This window comes from Caballeronia sp. KNU42 (genome assembly GCF_053760385.1).
In genome coordinates this window covers 956,570-980,572 of record NZ_CM132388.1, presented here as the reverse complement: position 1 = coordinate 980,572, position 24,003 = coordinate 956,570, and the positions used below count along the sequence as shown (strand labels likewise).

At 60.9% G+C, this 24,003-nt stretch carries 23 protein-coding genes and 1 riboswitch; of the genes, 15 read left to right on the top strand and 8 right to left on the bottom strand.

Going from position 1 to position 24,003, the window contains the following annotated elements; all coding sequences use genetic code 11:
• The first annotated feature begins 435 nt into the window (after positions 1–435).
• The 3 genes from phnC to phnE all read left to right on the top strand — a co-directional run bounded on the left by phnC (position 436) and on the right by phnE (position 3,213).
• The gene (phnC, locus tag ACSOSP_RS04350; RefSeq protein ID WP_455309743.1) at positions 436–1,335 is read left to right on the top strand and encodes a phosphonate ABC transporter ATP-binding protein; all 900 of its coding nucleotides are present in this window, start codon (positions 436–438) and stop codon (positions 1,333–1,335) included.
• A 76-nt stretch (positions 1,336–1,411) separates the two neighbouring features.
• Positions 1,412–2,383, top strand: coding sequence for a phosphonate ABC transporter substrate-binding protein (gene phnD / locus ACSOSP_RS04345; RefSeq protein ID WP_455309742.1), 972 nt, complete (start codon positions 1,412–1,414; stop codon positions 2,381–2,383).
• Positions 2,384–2,478: 95 nt separating this feature from the next.
• Complete coding sequence (phnE, locus tag ACSOSP_RS04340; protein ID WP_081889781.1) at positions 2,479–3,213, top strand: phosphonate ABC transporter, permease protein PhnE; 735 nt, start codon at positions 2,479–2,481, stop codon at positions 3,211–3,213.
• A 59-nt stretch (positions 3,214–3,272) separates the two neighbouring features.
• Here phnE and phnN read toward each other — a convergent pair whose 3' ends face one another.
• From phnN to phnF, 3 genes are read right to left on the bottom strand one after another with little or no spacing between them, the layout of a single operon-like run.
• Positions 3,273–3,827 (bottom strand): phosphonate metabolism protein/1,5-bisphosphokinase (PRPP-forming) PhnN, encoded by a 555-nt coding sequence (gene phnN / locus ACSOSP_RS04335; protein ID WP_455309741.1) that lies wholly within the window; start codon positions 3,825–3,827, stop codon positions 3,273–3,275.
• Positions 3,824–4,585, bottom strand: a complete 762-nt coding sequence (locus ACSOSP_RS04330) for a DUF1045 domain-containing protein (protein WP_455309740.1) — start codon at positions 4,583–4,585, stop codon at positions 3,824–3,826. Before ACSOSP_RS04330 ends, phnN begins: the two co-directional genes overlap by 4 nt.
• Entirely contained in the window at positions 4,582–5,349 is a 768-nt protein-coding gene (phnF, locus tag ACSOSP_RS04325; RefSeq protein ID WP_455309739.1) for a phosphonate metabolism transcriptional regulator PhnF, read from the bottom strand. Before phnF ends, ACSOSP_RS04330 begins: the two co-directional genes overlap by 4 nt.
• Before the next feature lie 269 nt (positions 5,350–5,618).
• Here phnF and phnG point away from each other — a divergent pair, with 269 nt between their 5' ends.
• The 7 genes from phnG to ACSOSP_RS04290 are packed head-to-tail and all read left to right on the top strand — an operon-like array spanning position 5,619 to position 11,568.
• Complete coding sequence (phnG, locus tag ACSOSP_RS04320; protein ID WP_455310845.1) at positions 5,619–6,119, top strand: phosphonate C-P lyase system protein PhnG; 501 nt, start codon at positions 5,619–5,621, stop codon at positions 6,117–6,119.
• Entirely contained in the window at positions 6,119–6,793 is a 675-nt protein-coding gene (gene phnH, locus ACSOSP_RS04315; protein ID WP_455309738.1) for a phosphonate C-P lyase system protein PhnH, read from the top strand. Before phnG ends, phnH begins: the two co-directional genes overlap by 1 nt.
• Positions 6,793–7,947 carry a carbon-phosphorus lyase complex subunit PhnI gene (locus tag ACSOSP_RS04310; RefSeq protein ID WP_455309737.1) on the top strand — a complete coding sequence of 385 codons (1,155 nt, stop codon included), beginning with the start codon at positions 6,793–6,795 and terminating at the stop codon, positions 7,945–7,947. The genes phnH and ACSOSP_RS04310 overlap by 1 nt, the downstream gene beginning before the upstream one ends.
• Positions 7,944–8,831, top strand: a complete 888-nt coding sequence (locus ACSOSP_RS04305) for an alpha-D-ribose 1-methylphosphonate 5-phosphate C-P-lyase PhnJ (RefSeq protein WP_455309736.1) — start codon at positions 7,944–7,946, stop codon at positions 8,829–8,831. The genes ACSOSP_RS04310 and ACSOSP_RS04305 overlap by 4 nt, the downstream gene beginning before the upstream one ends.
• On the top strand, positions 8,828–9,616 hold the full coding sequence (gene phnK / locus ACSOSP_RS04300) for a phosphonate C-P lyase system protein PhnK (RefSeq protein WP_455309735.1): 789 nt from the start codon (positions 8,828–8,830) through the stop codon (positions 9,614–9,616). Before ACSOSP_RS04305 ends, phnK begins: the two co-directional genes overlap by 4 nt.
• Positions 9,617–9,625: 9 nt before the next feature.
• Positions 9,626–10,441: a phosphonate C-P lyase system protein PhnL gene (gene phnL, locus ACSOSP_RS04295; protein WP_455309734.1), complete on the top strand. Its 816-nt coding sequence runs from the start codon at positions 9,626–9,628 to the stop codon at positions 10,439–10,441.
• On the top strand, positions 10,435–11,568 hold the full coding sequence (locus ACSOSP_RS04290) for an alpha-D-ribose 1-methylphosphonate 5-triphosphate diphosphatase (protein ID WP_455309733.1): 1,134 nt from the start codon (positions 10,435–10,437) through the stop codon (positions 11,566–11,568). The genes phnL and ACSOSP_RS04290 overlap by 7 nt, the downstream gene beginning before the upstream one ends.
• Before the next feature lie 89 nt (positions 11,569–11,657).
• Here the strand turns inward: ACSOSP_RS04290 and ACSOSP_RS04285 are convergent, their stop codons facing one another.
• The 4 genes from ACSOSP_RS04285 to ACSOSP_RS04270 are packed head-to-tail and all read right to left on the bottom strand — an operon-like array spanning position 11,658 to position 16,126.
• The gene (locus tag ACSOSP_RS04285) at positions 11,658–12,890 is read right to left on the bottom strand and encodes an NAD(P)/FAD-dependent oxidoreductase (RefSeq protein WP_455309732.1); all 1,233 of its coding nucleotides are present in this window, start codon (positions 12,888–12,890) and stop codon (positions 11,658–11,660) included.
• Positions 12,891–12,908: 18 nt separating this feature from the next.
• Positions 12,909–13,262 (bottom strand): RidA family protein, encoded by a 354-nt coding sequence (locus ACSOSP_RS04280; RefSeq protein ID WP_455309731.1) that lies wholly within the window; start codon positions 13,260–13,262, stop codon positions 12,909–12,911.
• A gap of 3 nt (positions 13,263–13,265) precedes the next feature.
• Positions 13,266–14,792 carry an amidase gene (locus ACSOSP_RS04275; RefSeq protein WP_455309730.1) on the bottom strand — a complete coding sequence of 509 codons (1,527 nt, stop codon included), beginning with the start codon at positions 14,790–14,792 and terminating at the stop codon, positions 13,266–13,268.
• Positions 14,793–14,830: 38 nt separating this feature from the next.
• Positions 14,831–16,126 carry an MFS transporter gene (locus tag ACSOSP_RS04270; protein WP_455309729.1) on the bottom strand — a complete coding sequence of 432 codons (1,296 nt, stop codon included), beginning with the start codon at positions 16,124–16,126 and terminating at the stop codon, positions 14,831–14,833.
• Between the two features lie 129 nt (positions 16,127–16,255).
• On the opposite strand from ACSOSP_RS04270, the gene ACSOSP_RS04265 reads away from it, so the two are divergent.
• Positions 16,256–16,912, top strand: a complete 657-nt coding sequence (locus ACSOSP_RS04265; RefSeq protein WP_455309728.1) for a helix-turn-helix domain-containing protein — start codon at positions 16,256–16,258, stop codon at positions 16,910–16,912.
• Between the two features lie 41 nt (positions 16,913–16,953).
• On the opposite strand, the gene ACSOSP_RS04260 is transcribed toward ACSOSP_RS04265, so the two are convergent.
• Positions 16,954–18,168 carry a winged helix-turn-helix domain-containing protein gene (locus ACSOSP_RS04260; protein WP_455309727.1) on the bottom strand — a complete coding sequence of 405 codons (1,215 nt, stop codon included), beginning with the start codon at positions 18,166–18,168 and terminating at the stop codon, positions 16,954–16,956.
• Between the two features lie 315 nt (positions 18,169–18,483).
• On the opposite strand from ACSOSP_RS04260, the gene ACSOSP_RS04255 reads away from it, so the two are divergent.
• The 4 genes from ACSOSP_RS04255 to ACSOSP_RS04240 all read left to right on the top strand — a co-directional run bounded on the left by ACSOSP_RS04255 (position 18,484) and on the right by ACSOSP_RS04240 (position 23,988).
• Positions 18,484–19,500, top strand: a complete 1,017-nt coding sequence (locus ACSOSP_RS04255; RefSeq protein WP_455309726.1) for a porin — start codon at positions 18,484–18,486, stop codon at positions 19,498–19,500.
• Positions 19,501–19,804: 304 nt separating this feature from the next.
• Positions 19,805–19,895: riboswitch (adenosylcobalamin (AdoCbl) riboswitch) on the top strand.
• Positions 19,896–20,321: 426 nt separating this feature from the next.
• On the top strand, positions 20,322–22,253 hold the full coding sequence (locus ACSOSP_RS04250) for a TonB-dependent receptor domain-containing protein (RefSeq protein WP_455309725.1): 1,932 nt from the start codon (positions 20,322–20,324) through the stop codon (positions 22,251–22,253).
• A gap of 32 nt (positions 22,254–22,285) precedes the next feature.
• Entirely contained in the window at positions 22,286–23,059 is a 774-nt protein-coding gene (cobF, locus tag ACSOSP_RS04245; protein ID WP_455309724.1) for a precorrin-6A synthase (deacetylating), read from the top strand.
• A 281-nt stretch (positions 23,060–23,340) separates the two neighbouring features.
• On the top strand, positions 23,341–23,988 hold the full coding sequence (locus ACSOSP_RS04240; protein ID WP_031364306.1) for a cysteine hydrolase: 648 nt from the start codon (positions 23,341–23,343) through the stop codon (positions 23,986–23,988).
• Positions 23,989–24,003: the final 15 nt, after the last annotated feature.

Below are 24,003 nucleotides of genomic sequence, written 5' to 3'. Positions count from 1 at the left end.
CGTAAATATATCGTGCACTGAATCGAGGAATCAAATGAATTTATCGCGCTATACGGACAGAATGCGGGAGGAAAATTTCGATTTGCTTTCGCGGGGAAGGGGGCGGCTGACCCAATTGTAGGGATTCCTGTCATGACATCCGCGACGCTTGGCTGTCGACATTTAAATGACCGAACGCTGTCTGCGTTTCTTCATATGCATGGGCGCCAGCTTCGAGAGGTTCGCACCCTTAATTTTCACCCGTCTTGGCGTACGTGTTCAGCATCTTTGGCAGGTGCACGATCATTCACATTCACCGCAGCATTGTTACCGTTGCGCACGGTTCAAATTCGTGTATTCATCTAGACGTCTTGCAAGCGTCACCGCGACGTCATGTTGGCTTCCTAGAATCCGTCTCGACGCTGCAAAGCTTTGACACGCGATTGTGAGGACACCATGGATGCAATTCATATTGAACGTCTCTGCAAGACATTCAATAACGGCCGCAAGGCGCTCGACTCCATCGACCTGAAAGTGGGTGAAGGAGAAATGATCGCGCTGATTGGTGCATCGGGTTCAGGAAAGTCCACGCTGTTGCGGCACATTGCAGGCTTTACCGCATCCGACCCCGCGCCTTCGCATGTCACGCTGCTCGGGCGGCCCATCCAGCAAAACGGCAAGGTCGCGCGCGAGGTTCGCCGAATCCGCCGCGATGTCGCGTTTGTCTTTCAGCAGTTCAATCTCGTCGGGCGTCTCACCGTGCGCACTAATGTGCTGCTCGGCGCATTGTCGCGCGTGCCGTTGTGGCGGCGTCTTATCGGGCGGTTTCCGCGGGTGGAGCATGAGCTTGCGATGGCGTCGCTGAGCGCAATGGGCATTGGAGATCACATCAACGAGCGCGCCAGCACGCTGTCCGGCGGTCAGCAACAGCGTGCTGCGCTGGCACGTGCGCTTGTGCAGCGCGCCCGTATTGTCCTCGCCGACGAACCCATTGCATCGCTCGACCCCGAGTCGTCGCGGCGTGTCATGGAACTGCTTCAGTCGCTCAATGAGGATCACGGCCTGACCGTGGTGGTGTCCTTGCATCAGATCGACGTAGCGATGAAATACTGCGCGCGCACCGTCGCTTTGCGCGACGGTCGCGTGGTCTACGACGGGCTGTCCGCCAGCCTCACGCCGGCCCTGCTGCGTGACCTCTATGGTGCTGCAGCCGAAGAGCTGCTGACCGACACGGAGAGCGCACTGCGCGACGTGGAGAAGCAAGCCGAACGTGCTGTGGACCGTGCCGCTGCGAGGCCCGAAGGAGCGTCGGCACGCTCCGCGGCATTCGCGTCTGCGTCCGCCGCCAGCTCCTGAACGTGTGCGCTCATTGTGTTTCGTACATCCCGCTTTGAACCCCTGCCTTGACCTCTCTCAAACCTGGACTTATTCGATGAAATCAGCCCGTCTTCTTCTGGCCGGTGTAGCGCTTGCCGCCTGTTTCGTCACGCAGATGGCGCGCGCCGAAACGCTCAGCTTCGGCATTATCTCGACCGACAACTCGTCGGCGCTCAAGCAGCGCTGGCAGCCGCTGATCGACGACCTCAACAAGCAGACCGGTCTCGACGTCCAGCCGTTCTTCGCGACCGACTATGCCGGCATTATCGAAGCGATGCGCTTTAACAAGGTGCAGATCGGCTACTTCGGCAATGCGTCCGCGATCGAAGCCGTCGACCGCGGCAATGGCGAAGTGTTTGCGAAGGTGAAGTACAAGAGCGGCGAAGCGGGCTACTACTCGCTGCTGATCACGAACGTGAACAGCAAGTGGAAGAGCGTCGATCAGGTGCTGAAGAACACGCACGACATCAACCTCGGTTTCGGCGATCCGAACTCGACCTCGGGCACACTGGTGCCGTCGTATTACCTGTTTGCGAAGAACGGCATCTCGGTGCGCAGTGACTTCAAGAGCGTGCTTCCGTCGAGCCATGAAGCGAACATGCTGGCTGTGGTGAACAACCGTGTGGACGTGGCGACCAACAACACCGACATGGTCGAAACGCTGAGGCAAAATCACCCCGATATGCTCAAGCAGGTTCGCGTGTTGTGGAAGTCGCCGCTGATTCCGTCGGACCCGCTGGTATGGCGCCGCGACCTGCCGCAGGCGACGAAGGACAAGCTGCGCAACTTCTTCGATCACTACGCGCAGAGCGATCCGCGCGAGCAGGCGATCATGGCGGGGATCACGGGCTTGTCGGGTTTCACGGATTCCAGCGACGCCCAGCTCGTACCGATCCGTCAAATGGCCTTGTTCCAGAAGAAGCAGCAAGTCCAGAACGACGCGCATATGTCCGACTCGGACAAGAAAACGCAAATCGCGGCGCTTGATCAGAAGCTCGCCCAACTGGATAGCGTGGCCGCGAAGTGAAGCATAACGCCGACGCTTATTCCCTCGACAGCGCACGGGGCGGTTCGCTGCCCCTGAAGCTCGAACTGGGACAGCCCAAGCGAAGCTGGTTGTCCATGTTCGGATGGTTGGTCGTAGTAGCTGTGCTCGGGTTGTCCTGGCACAGCGCAGACATGCGCCCACTCGATCTCTTCAGCGATTCCGGCAACATGCTGCAGTTCGGGCGGGACTTCTTCCCGCCGGACTTCTCCGACTGGCGCACCTACGTTCACGAGATGATCGTTACGCTGGCGGTGGCGGTATGGGGCACGGCGCTCGCGCTGGTGTGCGCCGTGCCGTGCGGGCTGCTGTCGGCCTCCAACATTGCGCCGATGTGGATTGCGCAGCCCGTGCGCCGCCTGATGGACTCATGCCGCGCGATCAACGAGATGGTCTTTGCGATGCTGTTTATTGTCGCGGTGGGCCTCGGGCCGTTCTCGGGCGTGCTCGCGCTTTGGGTGCATACCACCGGCGTGCTGGCGAAGCTGTTCGCCGAAGCGGTTGAAGCGATCGATGCACGGCCGGCAGAAGGCGTGCGCGCAACGGGCGCAAGCAGTCTCGACGAAGTGCTTTACGGCGTGCTGCCGCAGGTCCTGCCGTTGTGGATCTCGTATGCGTTGTACCGGTTCGAGTCGAACGTACGTTCGGCGATGGTGGTCGGCATGGTCGGGGCCGGAGGTATTGGTGTTGTGTTGTACGAAGCGATCCGCTCGTTCAACTATGCTCAAACCTCAGCCGTGCTGCTGATGGTGATCGTGATCGTGACACTGATCGACCTGGCATCCGCGTGGCTTCGTGAACGCGTGATCTGAACGCGTGATCTGAACGCGTGATCTGAACCATGGGCCGGCTCCAGCCGGCCCATGGTTTATCAAAGCTGCTGCTGAGTGATTGCGGCCAGAAGTTGCTGGCCTGCTTCGGAAAGCAGACCCGAATTGTCGATGGTGATGAGCCGCGCCTCGTCGGGAAGCGCCAGTGCGGGACGACGCGCAAGCCGCGCTTCCATCTGCCGGGAATCTTCCCGGCCGCGGCGCTCAAGCCGCGCTGCCAGGACCGTGGGGCTTGCGTGAATGTGGACGAACTGCGTGAACGGATAGCGTTCGAGCGCCGCCGGTGCATGTTGGCGCGAACCGTTGACCACGACCGGCAACCCGCGCGTGAGCCACGCATCGATTTCGACGCCGATGCCATAGTGCAGTCCGAGACTTTCCCAATGCATCGAGAAAACGCCATTGGTCAGACGCGCGAGGAATTCCTCGTGGCTCAATGCGACATGGTTCTCGCCATCGGAAACGGGGCGCGTGATGTAGCGATGCGCAAACATCACCTGCGCGCCAATGCGTTCACGAACGAAACCAAGCAAGGAGTCCTTGCCGGCGCCCGAGGGCCCCATCACGTAGATCAGCCGACCGGATTCCGGGGTCATTCGAGGGCCTCCGAGCGTTCATGCGCGAAGGGCAGGCGCTGCCATAGAATGAAAGGCGCATCCGGCCGCGGTTGAACAAAAAGCGCTGCCCCGTGGAAGGGCAATGGTCCGAGCGTTTCAGCTCGCGTTTGCCACAGCGAGACAATTGCCGCACGCACCGAAGCCGAATCGAGTGCATCGGAGAGGGTCATATGAAAGCGGAATTCATCAAGCACGTACGGGTAGCCCCATTCGTGCAACAAGGTTTGCTGCCGCGCGCTCAAGCCTGACGCCAGGCGCCGTTGGGCGTCTTCTGCCGAGGGCCGCGCGCGCAATGAGGCGAGCGCGTGCAACGCGCCGGCAGCAACCTGGCGGATGGATGCGTCGTCATCGGGACGCGCCGCCTTCAACGCGACAAAGCGGCCCATCTCGACGGCGGACAGGGCGGCATCGAACGGGGTGATGCGGCTGGCCCACTCGCGAGCCTCCGACAAAACCTGCTGGGGCGTAACACCGTCGGCAGTATGGAACGGTGCGACGAGTGTTCCGTGCCAACCATAGCGGCGCGGTGAACCGGTAAGCGCGGCAACGGTCTGCCCGAGTGCGGTAAGGGCGCTTTCCTCGGGCGTCTCGATCGAGCGTCCGGTCTCGGCATCGCGGCCAAGCCATTCGCAGCCCGCGCGCCACCACGCGCAAGACGCAGGGGGGGCGTAGTAGAGCGCGATACGCGAAGCAGGCGTCCAGGTGTTCAAGACGCTGTCGTTCTCAGCGCCGCTCATATGCCGTCCTCGACCAGCAATTGCACCCGGTCCGCGGCGAAGTGGGTGATGCCGTATTTGATGGGGACGCCGGCTTCGTCTACGTCGACGCTTTCAACCCACATCACCGGTTGCGCACGATTGATCTGCAAGCGCCGCGCGACGTCCGAACTAGGCAGGATGCAGCCGATACGGCTCCATTTACGCGTGTAGTCAACCACGCCGAATTGCACCAGCGCCGCGCTGACTCCTTCCACGCCGGCAAGCACGCCCGGCAGGTCGGTGAAGCGCATGGCAGGGAACCAGCTACGCGCATAGGTCAGGGGCACATCGTCAGAATCATGCCGCGTCTCGATCTCGTACACGAACGTCCCTGCACGGAGGGAAAGTGCTTTCGCGGTGACCGGATCGGCCTTCACTTTCGCGCTCGAAAGAACCACGCCCACGGATGCCTGGTTGTTGCGCCGCAGGTTTTCCGTAAAGCGCGTACGACGCCCGATCTGATAGTCGATCGCGCCCGGTTGCACAAACGTGCCGCGGCCTTGTTCGACGCTCACTAGCCCCGTGGCGGCGAGCCGCAACATCGCCCGGCGGACAGTGTGCCGGTTGACGTCGAAACGCCGGGCGAGTTCAGCCTCGCTGGGCAGGCGGCCATCGACGCCAAAGCTTTTAGCCGTGATCTCCGCCGAAAGAATCTGTTCGATCTGACGCCATACCGCAACGCCCGCGCCGCGCTCCACCGCCAGGCCCGGGGTGCCAGTTGCGCCAGTTTCGTTAGATGTCATGTCGCTGTCATTCCTGTCGGTTTGAATATCGTTTTCGGCATTGTAGTGCGCCGCCGATGGCGAAAATGTGAAAGCAGGGCACCAAGAAGGAATTTTCATCCGGTTGCACAAACGTCTAGACGACCGGATGACTATTCTAGTACCGTTCAGGCTCGACAGGACGATGAAGCCACGGACGCGGCCTGGGGCTTCAAGTGCGCCCTCTACCCCCTTTAGCCCCTTTACCCCCCTTTACCCGTTACGAACGAGACATGACCCGAGGTATGACCATGAGTACATCTGCGCAGACGCCCGCGCCACCCGCACCGTCCGGTCCCGCGACGCGGCGGGAGTGGCTGGCCATCCTGGCGCGCACGCCGCGGGCCTGCATGAAGGACGCGCTTGATACCGCACTGGACGGCGCGCCGGCGCCTGAGTTCGACTGGCTGCGTGCCCCCGATATTGGTCTCGCCATGGTGCGCGGACGCGTTGGCGGCAGCGGGGATGCGTTCAACCTGGGCGAAGTGACTGTGACGCGTGCGACGCTGCGCTTGCGGGTTCGCGAGGGGCGCGCCGCGGTGGGTATCGCGGTTCACATGGGGCGGGACAAGGAGCGGGTGACGCTTGCCGCGCTCGCCGACGCGCTGCTGCAGACACCTGCTTTCGAAGCCCGGATGCAGGAGCACTTGCTGGCGCCGCTCGCGGCCCGCATCGCTGAAAACCGGGCGCAAAAACAGGCCCGCGCCGCGGGCACCAAGGTGGAATTCTTTACGATGGTAAGGGGCGACTGATGTTACCTGACAAGCTTTCAAACAACTTGCGCGGTGTGGATGTCGCGGACGTCGCGGGCATCGACCTCGCCACCCTGACCCCCGGTTTCAACGACACCGTCCATGATTCGCAGGGCGTGTTCCGTGCACTGCTCGACGCGCTTTCGCGGCCCGGCAAGATCGTCTCGATCGATGCCGTGTTACCTGGCCTGGACCAGGAGGGCAGTACAGCTGAAACCCACGTGCCCATGGCCGCGTTCGCCGCACTGCTCGCACTCGCCGACTACTCGACGCCCGTGCTGCTGCAACATGAGCATCGCGGCTTGAGCGACGCGCTGCGTTTTCACACCGGCGCGCCGCTGACGCACGATCACGCGCAAGCGGTTTTCGCCTACCTGCACGATGCTGGATCGATGCCGCCGCTCGATGCTTTCTCGCTCGGTGACCCTGAGACGCCTGAGAACGCCGCCATGCTGTTCATCCGCGTGGACTCTCTTAACGATGGCACGCCGATGACCTGGCGCGGCCCCGGTATTCGCGATTCGCACGCGGTCCATATCACCGGCGTACCGGCTTCGTTCTGGCATGAGCGCGCGTTGCTGGCGAGCGAGTTTCCTTGCGGTATCGACTGTTATTTCGTGCACGGCGGATCGGTGATTGGCCTGCCGCGTACCACTCGCGTGGAGGTGGATTGATGTACGTTGCAGTCAAAGGCGGAGAACGCGCGATCGAACGTTCATGGGACCTTCTGGCGGCCAACCGGCGCGGCGATGAAGCATTCGCGGAACTCAGCGTGGACCAGATTCGCGAGCAGCTTGGGCTGGCGGTCGCACGGGTGATGACCGAAGGTTCGGTCTACGACGAAGAACTTGCTGCGCTGGCGATCAAGCAGGCAGCGGGCGATCTCGTGGAAGCAATTTTCCTGCTTCGGGCGTATCGCACGACGTTACCTCGATTCGGTTATACCGTGCCGCTCAATACCGAGGCGATGCTCGCGGAACGACGCATTTCTGCTGCGTTCAAAGATATTCCGGGCGGGCAGATGCTCGGCGGCACGTACGACTACACCCAGCGTCTCCTTGATTTCGGCTTGCTCGCGGAAGGCGGCCCGCGCACGTCCAACGTCGGCGCCGCAAGCACGATCGCCCCGCAGCAAGAATCGATGCCGCGCGTGCTCGCCCTGCTCGACAAGGAAGGTTTGATCGAGCAGGAGAAGATGCACGCGGACGCGCCCGAACCCGGTGATCTCTCGCGTGAGCCGCTGATGTTCCCGGTCCAGCGCCCGGTCCGTTTGCAGAATCTCGCCCGTGCCGATGAGGGCTTCCTGCTGGCAATTGGCTACGCCACGCAGCGCGGTTATGCAAACTCGCATCCATTCGCCGGCGAGATCCGTTACGGCGAAGTTGCCGTCGAGCTGGAGCTCGAAGAGCTGGGGTTCGCGGTGGAGATCGGCGATATCGACATCACCGAGTGCCAGATGATCAACCAGTTTGCGGGCAGCGGCGACGTGCCGCCCACGTTCACGCAAGGATACGGCCTCGCGTTTGGCCACTCTGAACGCAAGGCCATGGCGATGGCGCTGGTCGACCGTGCGTTGCGCGCGCAAGAACTGGGCGAGGCAGTTTCGTCGCCAACGCAAGACCCGGAATTCGTGCTGTATCACAGCGACAACGTGGAAGCATCGGGCTTCGTGCAGCATCTGAAATTGCCGCACTACGTGGACTTCCAGTCCGAGCTCGAGTTGCTGCGACGCCTGCGTGCGGGCATCGACAAAGAAGCGCAACGCGAACAGGAAGCGCCAGAAGATCTTGAAGCGCAACCCGAGCCCAGCGAGGAGAACGCCGCATGAATGCGCGTATCGAAGAAACTGCCATGGCTGAAGGCTATAACTTCGCCTACCTCGATGAACAAACCAAACGCATGATCCGTCGCGCGCTCTTGAAAGCCGTGGCCGTGCCGGGTCATCAAGTGCCGTTTGCATCGCGGGAAATGCCCTTGCCGTATGGCTGGGGAACGGGCGGCTTGCAGGTGACGTCCGCGATCATCGGACGCAGCGACACGCTGAAGGTGATCGACCAGGGGTCGGACGAAACCACCAACGCCGTGAATATCCGCCGCTTCTTTGCGCGCACGGCGGGTGTCGCGACCACCACGCGCACGGTGGAAGCGTCCATTGTCCAGACCCGCCACCGGATTCCCGAAACGCCGCTGACCGAAGCGCAGATCCTTGTGTACCAGGTGCCGATGCCCGAGCCGCTGTTCCGTCTCGAACCCCGCGTGACCGAGACTCGCAAGCTTCATGCGCTGGCGGACTACGGGCTGATCAACGTGAAGTATTACGAGGACATCGTGCAGCACGGCAGCATTGCGACGACCTACGATTACCCGGTGCTCGTCAACGACCGCTATCTCACTTCACCGTCGCCTATCCCCAAGTTCGATAACCCGAAGATGCACATGAACCCTGCGCTGCAGCTTTTCGGTGCGGGCCGCGAACGCCGCATCTACGCGATCCCGCCTTATACGAAGGTACGGAGTCTCGACTTCGAAGATCATCCGTTCACCATCCAGCAGTGGGACCATGAGTGCGCGTTGTGCGGTTCGCGTGAGAGTTTCCTCGACGAAATGATCGTGGACGACGCGGGCGCGCGCATGTTCGTGTGTTCGGACAGCGACTACTGCCAGGAACGCCGCGCGGGTCAGGAACTGAAACAGGAACAGGAGGACGCATGAATCTCTCGACACCCGCACTCCCTCTGCTCACCGGCCGCGGACTGACGAAGCGCTATGACGGCCGCGGCGGCTGTGTCGACGTGGACATCGATATCTACCCGGGCGAAGTGCTTTGCATCGTCGGTGAATCCGGCTCAGGGAAGTCCACGTTGCTCAACGGGCTTGCGCTGCGTACGCCTGTGAATGATGGCGCGTTGCACTACCGGACCGTGGAGCATGAACTGCTCGATCTGTTCACGTTGCCCATGCCGCGCCGCAGAATGCTCGCGCGTACCGACTGGGGTTTCGTGCATCAGAATGCACGTGACGGACTGCGTCACGGCGTGTCGGCCGGCGCGAATATCGGTGAGCCGTTGATGGCGAACGGGGCGCGCCATTACGGACGTCTGCGTGAGACCGCGTCGGACTGGATGAACCAGGTCGAACTGGATGCCGCGCGTATCGACGAGTTGCCTGCCGCGTTTTCAGGCGGCATGCAGCAGCGGCTTCAGATTGCGCGCAATCTTGTGACGAAGCCACGCCTCGTGTTCATGGACGAGCCTACAGCGGGGCTGGACGTTTCAGTGCAGGCGCGGCTGCTGGACCTGCTGCGTACGCTGACCGCCAAGCTTCATCTCGCTGCCCTGATCGTCACGCATGATATTGGCGTTGCGCGTTTGCTTGCGCATCGTTTGATGGTGATGAAGGACGGGCGAGTGGTGGAGAGCGGACTGACCGACCAGGTGCTCGATGACCCGCAACATCCCTATACACAGACGTTGGTTGCGTCCGTGCTGCCAGTTTGAGGTACGAGAATGAATGCCAATGCCGATCTTTCCAATGAGCTTGCGTTTGCTGAGCGCGCGGCGCTGATGCTGCGTGCAAGAAGGGTCGAGAAGACCTTTACGCTGCACCAGCAGGGTGGCGTGCGTATTGCTGCGCTTGCCGGTGTGTCACTCGATGTAGAACGAGGCGAGTGTGTCGTGTTGTCGGGACCTTCGGGTGCCGGCAAGAGCACGCTGCTGCGCTGCATGTACGGCAACTACCTGCTCACGCGCGGCACGGTTGCCATTCGTGATGACAGCGGTGATGACAGCCGGACATCGCAATACCTGTCGCTGTCGGACGCGCTGCCGCATGATGTGATTCGCTTGCGCCGTACTACCATGGGTTATGTCAGCCAGTTCTTGCGCGCTATCCCGCGGGTGTCGTCGCTCGATCTCGTCAGCGAGCCGCTGATCTCGCGCGGCATGGATGAAGAACAAGCAAGGGCACGCGCCGGTGCGCTGCTTGAACGCCTCAACGTGGCGCGGCGTCTCTGGACGCTCGCACCGGCTACGTTCTCCGGCGGTGAACAACAACGCATCAATATCGCGCGCGGGCTGATCGCTGAACAGCCGCTCCTGCTGCTCGACGAACCTACCGCGTCGCTCGATGCCGAGAACCGGCAGGTGGTGGCGGATCTGATCGTGGAGGCACGCGAGCGGGGCGCGGCAATCGTCGGTATTTTTCATGACGAGGACACGCGTGAACGTGTCGCGACTCGACTGATCCAACTCAACGCTCCCGCCGGGCAGGCGGCAACGGCGCCAACGACGTCAACGATTACGGAAACCTTGCAGACATGCTGATCAAAAACGCGCGCATCGTCACTCGCGATGAAGAGTTCACAGGCGTAGTTCGAGTAGCCGATGGCCGCATCACCGAGATAGCGCCCGGCACAACATCGGTGGCCGAAGCCGAGGACTGGGGCGGCGAATATCTGTTGCCCGGACTTGTCGAGTTGCATACCGACAACATCGAAAAGCATATTGCGCCGCGCCCCGGCGTGTTGTGGAATCACGACGCAGCCATCCTCGTGCACGATGCCCAGGTTGCAACGGCGGGCATCACTACCGTCTTCGATGCACTCGGGATTGGCTCGCGTGGTGGCGTGGGTGTACGCGGCAAGGAGATACAGACCAACTGCGCGCGCTCGATCGAGCGGCTCACGGCGAGCGGCATGCTGCGCGTCGATCACTTCCTGCATCTGCGATGCGAAGTGGCTGCAGCGGACGTGATCGAGGTATTCGAGGGGCTGGTATCGCATCCTTTATTGCGCCTCGTCTCCGTGATGGACCATACGCCCGGCCAGCGTCAATGGCACGATCCGGTGCAGTGGCGCAAGTACCAGGAGCGTCACGGCAAATGGACCGACGAACACGCGAGCACGGTGCTCAATGAACTGACTGACGACCAGCATCGGTACGCGCGGGTTCATCGCAGCGAGATCGTTGCGCGCTGCAAGACACTGGGTCTGCCGCTCGCAAGCCATGACGACACATCGGTCGAGCACGTGCTGGAAGCGGTGGAAGACGGCGTCGCGCTCGCCGAATTTCCGACCACGCTGATCGCGGCGCAAGCGGCAAGGGATCATGGCATTGCGACGATCATGGGGGCGCCGAACGTCGTGCGCGGCGGCTCGCATTCGGGCAACGTATCGGCGCTGGAGATGGCGCGCGCGGGATTGCTCGACATCCTGTCGTCGGACTATGTGCCATCGAGCTTGCTGACCGCCACGTTCGATCTCGTCGATAAAGCCGGCTGGTCGCTGCCCCAGGCCATGCGCACGATATCGTCGGCTCCGGCCAAGGCAGCCGGGCTGACGGATCGCGGCGCGATCGGCCTGGGACTCAGGGCTGATTTCGTGCGCGTCGCAATGGCAGGTCGCTTGCCGGTGCCCCGCGCGACGTACCTTGAAGGCCGGCGCGTGGCGTGATTGCGGGGAAGGGGCGCAGCGCCGACCACTGGCGCGTTCGCGATTGGGACCGACAAGTTCGTTAGTCTAAGCGCGTCGAAGCGGCGCGTTCAGAATCGGTCGGCCCTGAAGGGGTGCAAATCGACGAGGGGTTTTTCGCCCGTCACCAATTCCGCGATAAGCCGCCCCGTAATCGCACCGAGCGTCAGCCCATGATGCGCGTGCCCAAATGCAAACCACAGGTCGTCATGCCTGGGCGCGGCGCCAATGATCGGCATCATGTCAGGCGTGCAAGGACGGTGGCCCATCCAGGGTGCATCGTCGAGGCGGCGTTCCAGCGGGAACAAAGCGCGTGCGATCGGTTCAACCGCATCCAGTTGCACGGGCGTCCTGGGTGCGTCGCGAAGTGCGAGTTCCGCGCCCGTCGTCAGGCGGATGCCGCGTGACATTGGCGCGATCAGGTAACCGTTTTCAACATCGAGTACCGGATGGTTCAGGTGCGCGTCTGACCTCGCCGCGTAGTGCATGTGGTAACCGCGCTTGACCGCGAGCGGCAGGTTGTAGCCGAGCCGCCTGGTGAGATCGCCCGACCAGGGTCCCATCGCGAGCACAGCCGTTCTCGCGCTCACCAAACCCGCCTGCGTATCGACGGTCCAGTGGTCCCTGAGCGTGGTTGCATCGCCGATGAAAAACCGGCCGCCCAGCCGATCGAAATACTGCGCGTAAGCGGTGACCAGCGCGTTCGGGTCGCTGACGGAATCGGCCGCGGTGTAGCGCAGCCCGCCTTTCAACGACGCGTCGAGATCAGGTTCAGCCTGACGCAGACGCGCTGGATCGAGGGCGTCGAAGCTCACGCCGTACTCGCGCTGCCAACGCTGCACGACGTCCATTTCCGAATCTTGTTTTGCATTCGTCCTGAACACCTTGATCCAGCCGCTCGGCCGCAGCAACGCGCTCGCACCCGCTTCGGCCGCGAGCATCCGATGTTCCGTCACGCAATGCTCGATCAGGGTCGCGTACCAGCGCGCAATCACGGCGTGCCGCGACGGATGTGAATTGCGCCAGTATCGCCATAGAAACGGCGCGAGCTTGAGGATGGCGTTGGGGTGATAACGGACATCGAGCGCAGTGTTGCGCGAATACTTCAGGAGAGCGCTCAACGCACGCGGAAACGCGTACGGATAAACCCCTTCGCGCTGGATCAGTCCCGCGTTGCCAAACGAGGTCTCGTTGCCCGGGGGCTTGCGGTCCACGAGCGCGACCGAGCGGCCGCGCTTTTGCAGATGCACCGCGATGGACACACCGACTATGCCGCCGCCGAGCACGACAGTATCGAACTTCATACGCGTTTCCTGGTGAGTTCAGGCAAGCGCGGTCACGGCGACTTCGACGTCGCAGCCGGGCTTCATCAGCAATGCCTGGACGCAGGCGCGCGTGGGGGCATGACCTTCGGGAATCCATGCGTCCCACACGGCATTGAATTCGGCAAAGTGCTTCGGGTCGCTCAGCCAGATACTGGCCGATATCAGCCGGGTCTTGTCGACGCCGGCAGACGCCAGCAACGTGTCGATTCGCGTGAGGATATTGCTCGCTTGCTCAGTGATCGATTCGTTGGCGTTGTCCGGGACCTGGCCCGCAAGATGGACATAACCATTCGCGATCACTACCTGACTCATGCGTGCGTTGGTTTGAAGACGTTTGATTTCGTTTGACATGATTTAGACGGCCGATGTGCCGGTGGTGTTATCACCGGTGGTATTGAAAATGGGCGGCGCAGTGACGATCGATTTCAGCGATACCGTCGGCTGCGTCAGCTTCGATAAATCGGGCCGCGGACGGCGTAGAACCGGCGAAGTTTCGAAGGCTTGTTCAAGCGCGTGAGCGACGGCGAGCGTCTTGTGATCGCCATGAAACGGCCCGACGATCTGCAATCCGAACGGCATGCCGGCGTGATCGACGCCGCATGGTATGGAGATGGCAGGATGCGTGGTCAGCGTGACCACGTAGGTGAGCGCCAGCCATCGATAATAATTCTCCTGCGCCCGTCCGCCGATCTGCGCTGCATACAACTCCTGCCACGGGAACGGCGAGACCGGCGTGGTCGGCGAGAGGATCACGTCGTACTCGGCGAATGCAGATTGGAAACGCTTGAAGATGCGGGTCTGCTCGGCTTGCGCCCAGGCGCTGTCGGCAAGCGTCATGCTTGCACCCAGTTCGTAATTCGCCCGGGTGTTGGGTCCGAGCGAGTTCGGGTCGCGCGCATAAGCGTCACGTAAGCCCGCAACGAAACTCTCCGCACGGATCACGTCGAAGCAACGGTGGACATCGCCGAGATCGAAGCTTAACGGCTCGCAGGTATGGACCATTGGCTTGAGCGCTGCAATGCGCTCGCGAAAGATCTGGCGGATGTTTTCATCGACGTCGCAACTGTCGAAATCCTCCGTCCAGCCGATGCGCAACGTGCTCAGGTCAAGCGCTTGCGGCACGGCGAAACTCAAGCTGTCGGACTCGTAGCCAAGCGGATCGGTCGCCGACATGCCCGCGGTCGCAGCGAGTTGCAGACAGGCTTCGGCAACGGTCCTGCCCATGGGACCGACCACTGATATAGGTGTCCAGCCCAGCAGCTTGCGTGAGTTCGGCACGAGTCCGGGCGATGGCCGGAAGCCGACCACGCCGCATTTCGATGCGGGTATGCGAAGCGAGCCGCCGGTGTCGGAACCGGTGCAGACCGGCAGCATGTCGCAGGCCAGCGCGGCCGCTGCGCCACCCGACGAACCGCCTGCATTGAGCTCGGGATTGAACGGGTTGCCGGTCGCGCCCCACACCGGGTTGCGTGTGTTCGCGCCCGCGCCGAGTTCCGGTACGTTGGTCTTGGCGACGAGGATCGCGCCCGCTGCGCGCAGGCGTTCGACGAGCAGGACATCGCGTGCCGGGACATTGCCGCGGGACATCGGCGAGCCGTAGGTCGTGAGAAGCCCTGCTGTATCTTCCAGGTCCTTCACGCCAAGCGGCAAACCGTGCAGCAAGCCGAGTGGTTCTCCGTTCAAGACCTGGCGCTCGGCGGCTTTAGCCGCGATGCGCGCTTCGGGGTAGCAGGTTGCCGTGACCGCGTTCACCGCCGGATTGATGGCCTCGATCCGTTCGATGCAGGCTTCGAGCAACTCGACCGGCGATATCTCTTTCGAGCCGATCATGCGGCGCAGTTCAACGGCGGATCGGGTGATCAGTTCAGTGTTGTGACTCATGAAGTCTCCTTAACCATGGAAGCATGGCGCTTCCAGATTCACGCAAGTGTCTGGCCGGTGCGGTCCTTGAGCCAGATTACCGGCACGAGCGAGATCGCGCAGGCCGCGGCGACATACCATGCCGGTGCGAGCGGGTTGCCGGTTCGCGCGACCAGCCAGCTCGCGATGAACGGCGAGAAGCCGCCGAAAAACGATGCGCTCACCACGTAGGTCAACGCAATACCCGTTGCCCTCACATGCTTCGGAAACAGCTCGGGGATCATCACGAGGACCGGCACGATCTGGCCGGCGACGAACACCGCGAGCAAGCCCGACACGATGCATAGAGCGGTCATCGAAGGGTTGTTGCCGAGGAACGCAAACGCGGGGTAGACGGCCAGCAACATGATGACACGCGAGATCACGAGCACGCGCTTGCGGGTGAAGCGGTCGGCGAGCTTGCCGGCCAGCGGCGCGGCCACGAAGAGAACCAGCGAACTGACGACGCCCGATGTCACCGCCGCCGTCTGCGAAAGATGCAGCGCACGAACCGCATGGCTCGGCAGGAAAAACGCCGTGATGTACACCGACACGGACCCGCCGAGCTCGGCGAAGGTGCCGAGTATCGTCAGCTTCAGGTGCGTGGTCAGCGCAGCTTTCAACGCGCCTTGAGGACGAGGCGCACCAGGGGCGCCAGGTGTGCTGTGGACCAGCGTTTCTTCCAGGCGCCGGCGTATCAGCATGCCGGCAGGCGCCGCGATAATCCCGAGCAGGAACGGCAGGCGCCAGCCCCACTCGAGCACGGCCTGCTTCGGCAACGCAACGTTCACGAGCGTGGCGACCAGCGCGCCGAGTGCGAGGCCAAGCGCCGTTGCCGCAAAGTTCCAGCTCGCGAAGAAGGCGCGCGTCTGGTCGGTTGCATACTCGACCAGCAACGTCGTGCCCGGTCCGAACTCACCGCCCGCCGCGAAGCCCTGGATCAGCCGTGCAGCCAGCACGATCAACGGCGCCGCCATGCCCGCGACGGCGTAGGGCGGGGCGCAAGCGATCATCGCGCAGCTCAGCGCCATCATCATGATGGTGAGGACCATCGCCTTCTTGCGGCCCACGCGATCCGCATACGCGCCAATCACGATGCCGCCCAGCGGCCGCACGACAAAACCGACGCCGAACACGCCGATCGATAACAGGAACTGGTTGACCGGCGACGCGCCCGGGAAGAAAAGCTGGCCGATCTGGATCGCAAAAAAGCTGTAGATGGTGAAGTCGTAGAACTCGAGCGCCGTGCCGAGCGTCGTCGCGGCAATGACATGCGTCTTCGACAAACCGGCCCTGCTCAGTGCGAGTGTTGACACGATCAGCGTCCTTCAATATTGGCGAAAGCGACGTGAGTTATCATATACGAGAAAAAATAAAATCCTCTGAAATTCTCGTATCCGATAAAAATCGACAAAAATTTCGAGCGCAGCTACAAAGGCAAACCGATGGCGAAAGCGGGTGTTGCAAGGGCAAGAACAGTGAAACGCGATGCGCCGCCGGCCCTGGATCACAAGACGGTCGGAGCGTGCATCCGTGAAGCTCGCAAGGCGAAAGGGTTGACGCTGATGGAGTTATCGCAGCGATCGGGGATCGCCGTGTCGACCATTTCGAAGGCCGAACGCGGGGACATTGCGCTGACCTACGACAAGTTCGCCGCGCTCGCACATTCCCTGCAGCTTGAGTTCGACGCCATTTTCGGGCGCACGCGGCCGTTGCCCAAGGTGACCGTACGACCGATGACACCTTCTTTCACGGCGTCGGGCAAGCAGGTGATCTACGACACGCCGAACTACGAGTACGGCATGCTGGCGAGCGACCTGACCGGCAAGCGCATGGTGCCGATGCGCGCGCATATCCGTGCGAGGGATGTAGCGGATTTTCCGGAATATATCCGCCATGCGGGCGAAGAGTTTGTGTTTGTGCTCGGCGGCTCGGTGGAGTTGCGTTTCGAGGATGGCAAGGCGTTCACGCTTGAACCCGGCGACAGTCTTTACTTCGATAGTGCGGTCGGACACGTGTATGTGACCACCAGCAAGGACGACGCGGAAGTGCTGGTATGTTGCGTCGATGCCGATGCGAATCGCCCGCTGGACGCGATCTAGTCTTCATAGAACGGACGCTTGAAAATACGTTGCCGCGCCGGTCACGACCCGCCGGTCAATGCGGCGGCGAGCGCTGCGGGAACGCCTGCGCCGGCCGCCAGCTGCGGCGTTTTATGCCAGCCCGCACAACGCTGCAAAGCCTTGCGCAGGTCAGCCGTCAAGCCTGTGCCAACCCGTACGCCCGGCTCGATATGCAGCGACTTGAGTTCGAAAATACCTTGCGTACGATGCGCTTTCGCATCGACCCGTCCGATCAGGCGCCCACGATGCAAGATGGGGAGTACGAAGTAACCGTACTTGCGTTTTACGGCGGGCGTATAACACTCGATCACGTAGTCGAAGCCGAACAACGTGCTCGCGCGCTTGCGGTCCCATACAACCGGATCAAACGGCGACAGCACCGTGGTCACCGTGGAAGCAAGGCGGCCGGCGGCTACATCGTCGAGCTTGTCCGCGAGGTCACGGTGCACGAACGCATCTGCCTTCCAGTCATCGACTTGCACGGGTATCAACTCGCCGGCATCGGCCAGTTCATGTAGCGCCGAGGTGTACGGACGGCGCGGCATGCGGTAGTAGTCCGCTACCCAGTCGGCACGGACGATGCCGAGCGCGCGGCAGGCGCGCTTGAGCAGTTCCTGCGGGACCGCTTCGGCGGGTGGCAGGTCACGCGCGTCATTCCAGTGCGGCAGCACGCGCTCGGTCACATCGTAGATCCGATGAAAATTGCGTCGTTCCGCGACCATCAGTTCGCCGGTCGCGAACAGCACTTCCAGGTGACGTTTCTCTGGTTTCCAATCCCACCAGCCGGCGCCATTACCGCCTTCGCGAGCGAAGTCCGCTGAACGAATCGGACCGGTCGCACGAATGCGCTCGAGCAGCTGCTCGATGTCGTCGCGATACTTTGCATGCCAGTCTGCCGCGTATTTCCAGCCCATCCCGACAGGATCAAGCATCCGGTGACGCAACAGTCCGTAGTCTTCTATGGGCACGAGGCAGGCCTCATGCGACCAGTATTCGAACAGGGAGCCCTCGGCCAGATGCTCGTCGAGCCATTGCGGCTGATAGTCGCCAAGGCGGCTGAATAACACAAGATAAGGACTGCGAGCGACCACGTGGATGGTATCGATCTGCAACTGCGCCATGCGGCGAATTGCGCCAAGCACGTCTGCTTTTGTCGCCTTGCGGCGCGGCGGCGCAAGCAAGCCTTGGGCTATCAGATGCAGGGTACGGGCGGCCGACAGGGGAATCGTCTTCATGCGGTGGGCTCATCAGCGGAGGCGCTTCGGCTGGATACGTTACCAGAGGACCGGCTCGGGCGCGTGGCGGCGAATCGCCTTTGCCGGATCTCCAAAGCATGCCGATTGACGGGCTCGGTTTGCAATCCCGAAGGCGCTGCACGCGCTGAGCCTCGCCGTCATCTAAGCATTTTCCCCTAGGTGCAAATTGCTTGACTGCGAAAAAATGGCAATCTACATTTCGAGCCTGTTCATACATGTACTTTTTATAACGGATAGGTAGGGCGGCTTGTTCATTGCCGTAGCACGTCCGTTATTTTTATTACCGGGGGGTCTATGAAGCTGGGTCGATACGCTGCATGTGCGGCGTTGTTGTCGTGTAGTTATGCTCACGCGGATTCTGGTGTGACGCTTTACGGTATCGTGGATGAGTTCTTTCAGTATGTTAATACTGGCAATCACTACACGGCGGCCATCGGATCAAGTTCCGAATGGGCTAGTCGTTTTGGATTAAAAGGCTCCGAGGATATTGGCGATGGCAATAAAGTCAATTTTCAACTCGAGAACGGTTTTAATCCAAACGATGGCACATTCGCTTCCACTGGCCAGATGTTCAACCGGCAAGCGTGGTTGGGTTTATCGGGTAACTGGGGCGAAGTGAGATTGGGCCGCCAGAACTCGCCAGTCTTTTACGACCAGGGTTATCTGGATGCATTCGGAGCCGCGACCCAGGCGTCCGGGTTCAGCAACTTGATGACCTACGTTGTGCGCACGAGCAATACCGTGTCGTACCAGTCGCCGGTCATAGCAGGCTTGCAGGCGGGCGTCTATGCCGGGTTTGGCGATGCCGGCGGATTGCGCTCGGCGGGTTCGAGCTATCAGGCGGATCTCCAATACAACAGCGGGCCGATCGCCGCCACCGTGGCATGGCAGGCCGTGAAGAACGCCACCAATTCTTCAACCGATACCGCCGTTGAGGCCGGCGCCTCCTACACCATCCAGAAGGCCACGATTTATGCCGGCTGGGCCGCCAGCAGATGGCCCGACATTAATTTGAATGTCAACGTTTATGGTATTTCCGGAAAATATCAATTCACGCCTGCCGTGTTTGTCGCGTTAGGCTATACCGCATTGCACGATAAAACCGCCGCTGCCGATAATGCAAATCAGATTGCCGCCATGGCCCAGTATGATCTTTCTAAAAATACCAGCGTGTACGGCACTGTTTCTTATCTGACCAATCATAATCAGGCGTCGTATACGCTGGCGGGTTCCGCGAATTCGGGCTTGCCGCTGGCTTACCCGGGCGCGAATCCGCACGGCGTCTCGATTGGCATGTTCCATAAATTCTAATTTCATTTCGGCTTGACCTGTACGAAACATGTTCAAACATGTTCTTATGAAATTATCTTCTCCCTGCCTGCGCTCAGGACGGTAAGGTCGCTTCGATCGCTCTTCCCCGGATCGTTTCCGGCTGATCTGGGGAAGCCGATACTGCGTTCTCCAATGTCGGGAACGGTAAGCGAAATGAAGGCGGGCGCTGCGCAAGTGCACGCTATGCAACGCACATGCTCTCGCGCTGCCGCAGCGTGCCGGCAGATCATCGGAAGCACTGGCTTGATAGTGTCGGACGGGGATTCGGAAGTAAAATGCGCGCATACGACTCGTGGAAGCTGGTGCAAATCCAGCACGGTCGCGCCACTGTGATCGGTTCAGCACGAACCGGAAGTCAGACCTCGGCGTCGTATATCCCTTTTCTGACTTTGGGGCGCGCACTCCCCGGGAGACATCCACATGACCGATAGCCGATACTGCCCGCCATCCTGGCTCACTGCCGGAGCCGCATCCCCTCGAGTGGACGGCTTGGCCGGCGTCGGTGTACAAGACCCCGCATAAGTGAATTCGGCCGCCCCTTGCGGCGTGATTGATTGCGCAGGGGAGGCGGGACGTCCGCCTTTTGCCTGGACCAGCATCCGCGATGTGGGGTGCATCTGCTTGGCGACAGAACTCATCGTAAGTAAAAAGCGGCTTGGCCGCTGCGTGCGTTCGCGGGTTGATCTTGCCTGTCGGAACGAGCCTCAGGGCGGTGGCGTTTCCACAAAATCCAACATCGACACGCTGCGTTTGCGCTCGCGGCCTGTCATCCAATCTTCCAATAACAAGGCGTTCCCCGTATGAAGTTCCGTCATTTCATCCTCACCTCTGCGTTGACGGTTTCGGCATGGCAGGTTGCACAGGCCGCGGATGACTCATCGTTGCCGCAGCCGGAGCAGCTTCCGTCGGCCGCCACGCTGCCGAATATTCTTGTCACCGGCGATACGCAGCATCTGCCGCAGTCGTTCGATCAACGCTACGCGTCCACACAAGTCCTCACCCGCGCGGATCTCGATCGTCTGTCGCCTATCGACCCGAGCATCACGCAAGCCCTCGCAACGCTGCCGGGCGTCACCATTTCACAAAACGGCGGCCCTGGCTCTTTAGCCTCCGTCAGCATCCGCGGTTCATCGGGCAGTCAGGTCGCGGTGTTCATCGACGGTATCCGCGTGGGTTCTGCGACCACGGGCCAAGCCGCGTGGGCCGATCTGCCGACCTCGGCCTTCGACCGCGTCGAGGTTATCTCAGGACCGGCGGCTGCCTCGTTCGGCGCGGATGCAGTGGGTGGCGTCGTGCAGCTCTTCACGAACCGTGCGGCAAATCAGCCTAACCAAACCACGATCTCAACAGGCGGCGGTTCGAACAAAACCTTCGATACGCAGGTCCGCACGTCAGGCAGCATTTCGTCCACGGGTCCGCTCTCGGCTCTGGCCGGGCTGACCTATTCGCTGGGTCTGCACGACTACAATACCGCGGGAATCGATGCGACCCAGCCCTGGGCTTACGGGCACGAGGATGGCCGCAATCCGTACCATGCTCAGGACGTGGATGCGCGTCTAGGCTATGCGCATGACAACTGGTCGATCTCAACATTCGCTCTATATCACCGGTCCGACCTGTCCTACGATAATGCCGGCGGCGATGACCGGCAGCTCGATCATCAGTTGACGACGGGCGTAGCGTTTCATCTGGACATCACGCCGTTCACGCAGTTTGACCAGTCTGTCGGCTACGCGACGGACCGGCAGTTCCTCTATGCCAACAACCCGGCCATTCCGACCGACGAAATCGACTCCACGCGCTTCAGCACGTCGACCTCGCTGACCCATCAGGAACGCGGACGCTCGCTCTTCAGTCTGCCACTGTCGGGTGAGACCAAGCTTGCTTACGACTTCACCCGCGAGCAAGCCTTCCTGCCGGTCGACATCCCCATGGGCGTGCCGACGCGCAACGATTCAGCCGTATCGCTCCATCAGTCGGTCACGCTGGGCGCGTTGACGGTGTTTCTTGCAGGGCGCCACGAGATCATCCAGGGCCAGTCGGTGAATACGGGTAATGTCGCCGTCGCTTATGCAATTACGCCGGTTTATACGGCGCGAATTTCGTATGGCAACGCCTTCCGCCTGCCGACTTTCAACGACCTGTACTATCCGGGTTACGCGAACCCGAACCTGCAGCCTGAGCGCAGCGATACGGTCGAGGCAGCACTCGATGCCACCACCTCCTTCGGCACCTTTACGGCCGCTGTCTATGACACCCGCGTGCATGACCTCGTCACTTACGACTCGGTGACCTCTCTCCCTGTGAACGTAGGTCACGCGCATATTCAGGGTATCGACCTGTCGTACAAGGGCACGCTTGGCAACTCGACACCGGTCAGTCTCGCGATCGGCATCTTGAACCCGCAGGACGTGACTGATCAGACGTGGCTCAACCGCCGTCCGCGCCAGACCGTCAGCCTGAACATCGATCACACGTGGGACGAGTTCCACCTGCATGCGCTGAGCACGGGTCTCTCGCTGCTTTACGGCGGATCGACCTATGACGACCAGTTCAACGCGACGTACCTGCCGTCGTACACAACCGTTGCGCTGCGCGCCGCGTACAAGGTCAATTCGCATCTCACCGTGTCCGTCAATCTGTCGAACCTCTTTAACCGGCAGTACGTCACCGCATACGGTTACAACACGTTGGGCCGGACGGCATTCGGCAAGGTCGCTTACACTTTCTGATTACGTGTCGCCATGACCCTGCGAGTCCATTTATGAAGCGAATCCTGATCATTGGTATCGGCGCCGGCAACCCCGACTATGTGACGATTCAGGCCGTCAACGCGCTTAACGAAGTCGATGTTTTCTTCGTGATGGACAAGGGCATCGCCAAGGAAAAGCTGATTGCGTTGCGCAAGGAAATTTGCCGCCGCTTCATTAAGGGCAGTGACTATCGCTTCGCCGAAGCAACCAGTCCCGAGCGAGTACGAGACGCCGTGAATTATCGGGCGAGCGTCGAGGATCTCAATGACGACAAGCAGGCCGTCTTCGAACGACTTATCTCCGAAGAGTTGTCCGATGGAGAATGCGGGGCGTTCCTGACATGGGGCGACCCCGCGCTTTACGACAGCACCATCCGGATCGTCGACTCGATCATCAGGGAGGGCGGTCACGATCTCGTGTTTGAAGTGATCCCGGGAATAAGCAGCATCCAGGCTTTGGCCGCACAGCACAAGATACCGTTGAACCGCATTGGAGAGTCGATCGGGATAACAACGGGGAGGCGCATAGCGGAGGGTTTTCCGGACAACGTCGACAGCGTGGTGGTGATGCTGGATGCTGAAGGCGCCTACAAACGTTTCGCCGATCAGGATATCGATATCTACTGGGGTGCTTATATCGGCACGCCGGACGAGATTCTGGTGTCCGGAAAACTCAAGGATGTAGTCGGAGATATCGAACGGATTCGCGCGGAAGCGCGAAAGGCGAACGGCTGGATCATGGATAGCTATCTGATGCGAAGGAACACAACTCGCAAGGATAACTAATGGTAGCTAAACGAGACTCTGCCGATTGAATTGCGCACTGACGAACGGCGCTCTCATAGAACGTTTCGCGCGCGACTCGATTTGCAGTCTGATCCCATCGGTCGAGTCGGCTTTTAATCATTGGCTTGTTAATAAAATCGAACATCGTATGGGTTGCCGTCATGCGGCATCGAGAACCCTCGGTCCGTCGTTGCTTTCGGGGCCTCCATCTCCTAATCTGATCGAAGAGGCTCGGGTCAAGGAAAGCCGGTGAGCCTTCAGGTACTTTATTGGAGGTCCGAATGATCTTTGATCGAACCGAGACAGCCGTGGTTTTCATCGACCCGCAAGTCGATGTCTTAAGTAAGGAAGGCAAGAACTGGGGCGCGGTCGGAGCAAGCGTGACAGAGAATAAGACGGTAGAAAACATGCTGCGAATCTTCAAGGCGGCAAAGTCCGCGAGGCTCGCGGTCTTTATATCGCCGCACTACTTTTTTCCTACGGATCGCGCCTGGAAATTCAATGGACCGTTGGAGACGGATGAATTCGCCACCGGTACGTTTGCGCGCAGCGGCGGGTTGAGTCTGGACGGCTTCGAAGGCTCCGGCGCTGACTGGCTCGACGTCTTCAAGCCCTACATCAACGACGGCGAGACAATCGTTGTCAGTCCGCACAAGGTGTTCGGACCGCAGACCAACGATCTCGTCCTGCAACTGCGCAAGCGCGGAGTGAGGAGGGTGGTACTGGGAGGCATGCTTGCGAACATGTGCGTGGAGTCACATCTGCGTGATTTGCTCGAACAGGGATTCGAGGTTTTTGTTGTCAGCGATGCCACTGCAGGACCGCGTCATCCGGTCTGGGGCGACGGGTACAAGGCGGCGATGATCAACTACGCGTTTCTCGCGCACGGCGTGGTCAATACCGACGAAGTCGTGGCTTCAATGCAATGAATCCCCGTCAGGACA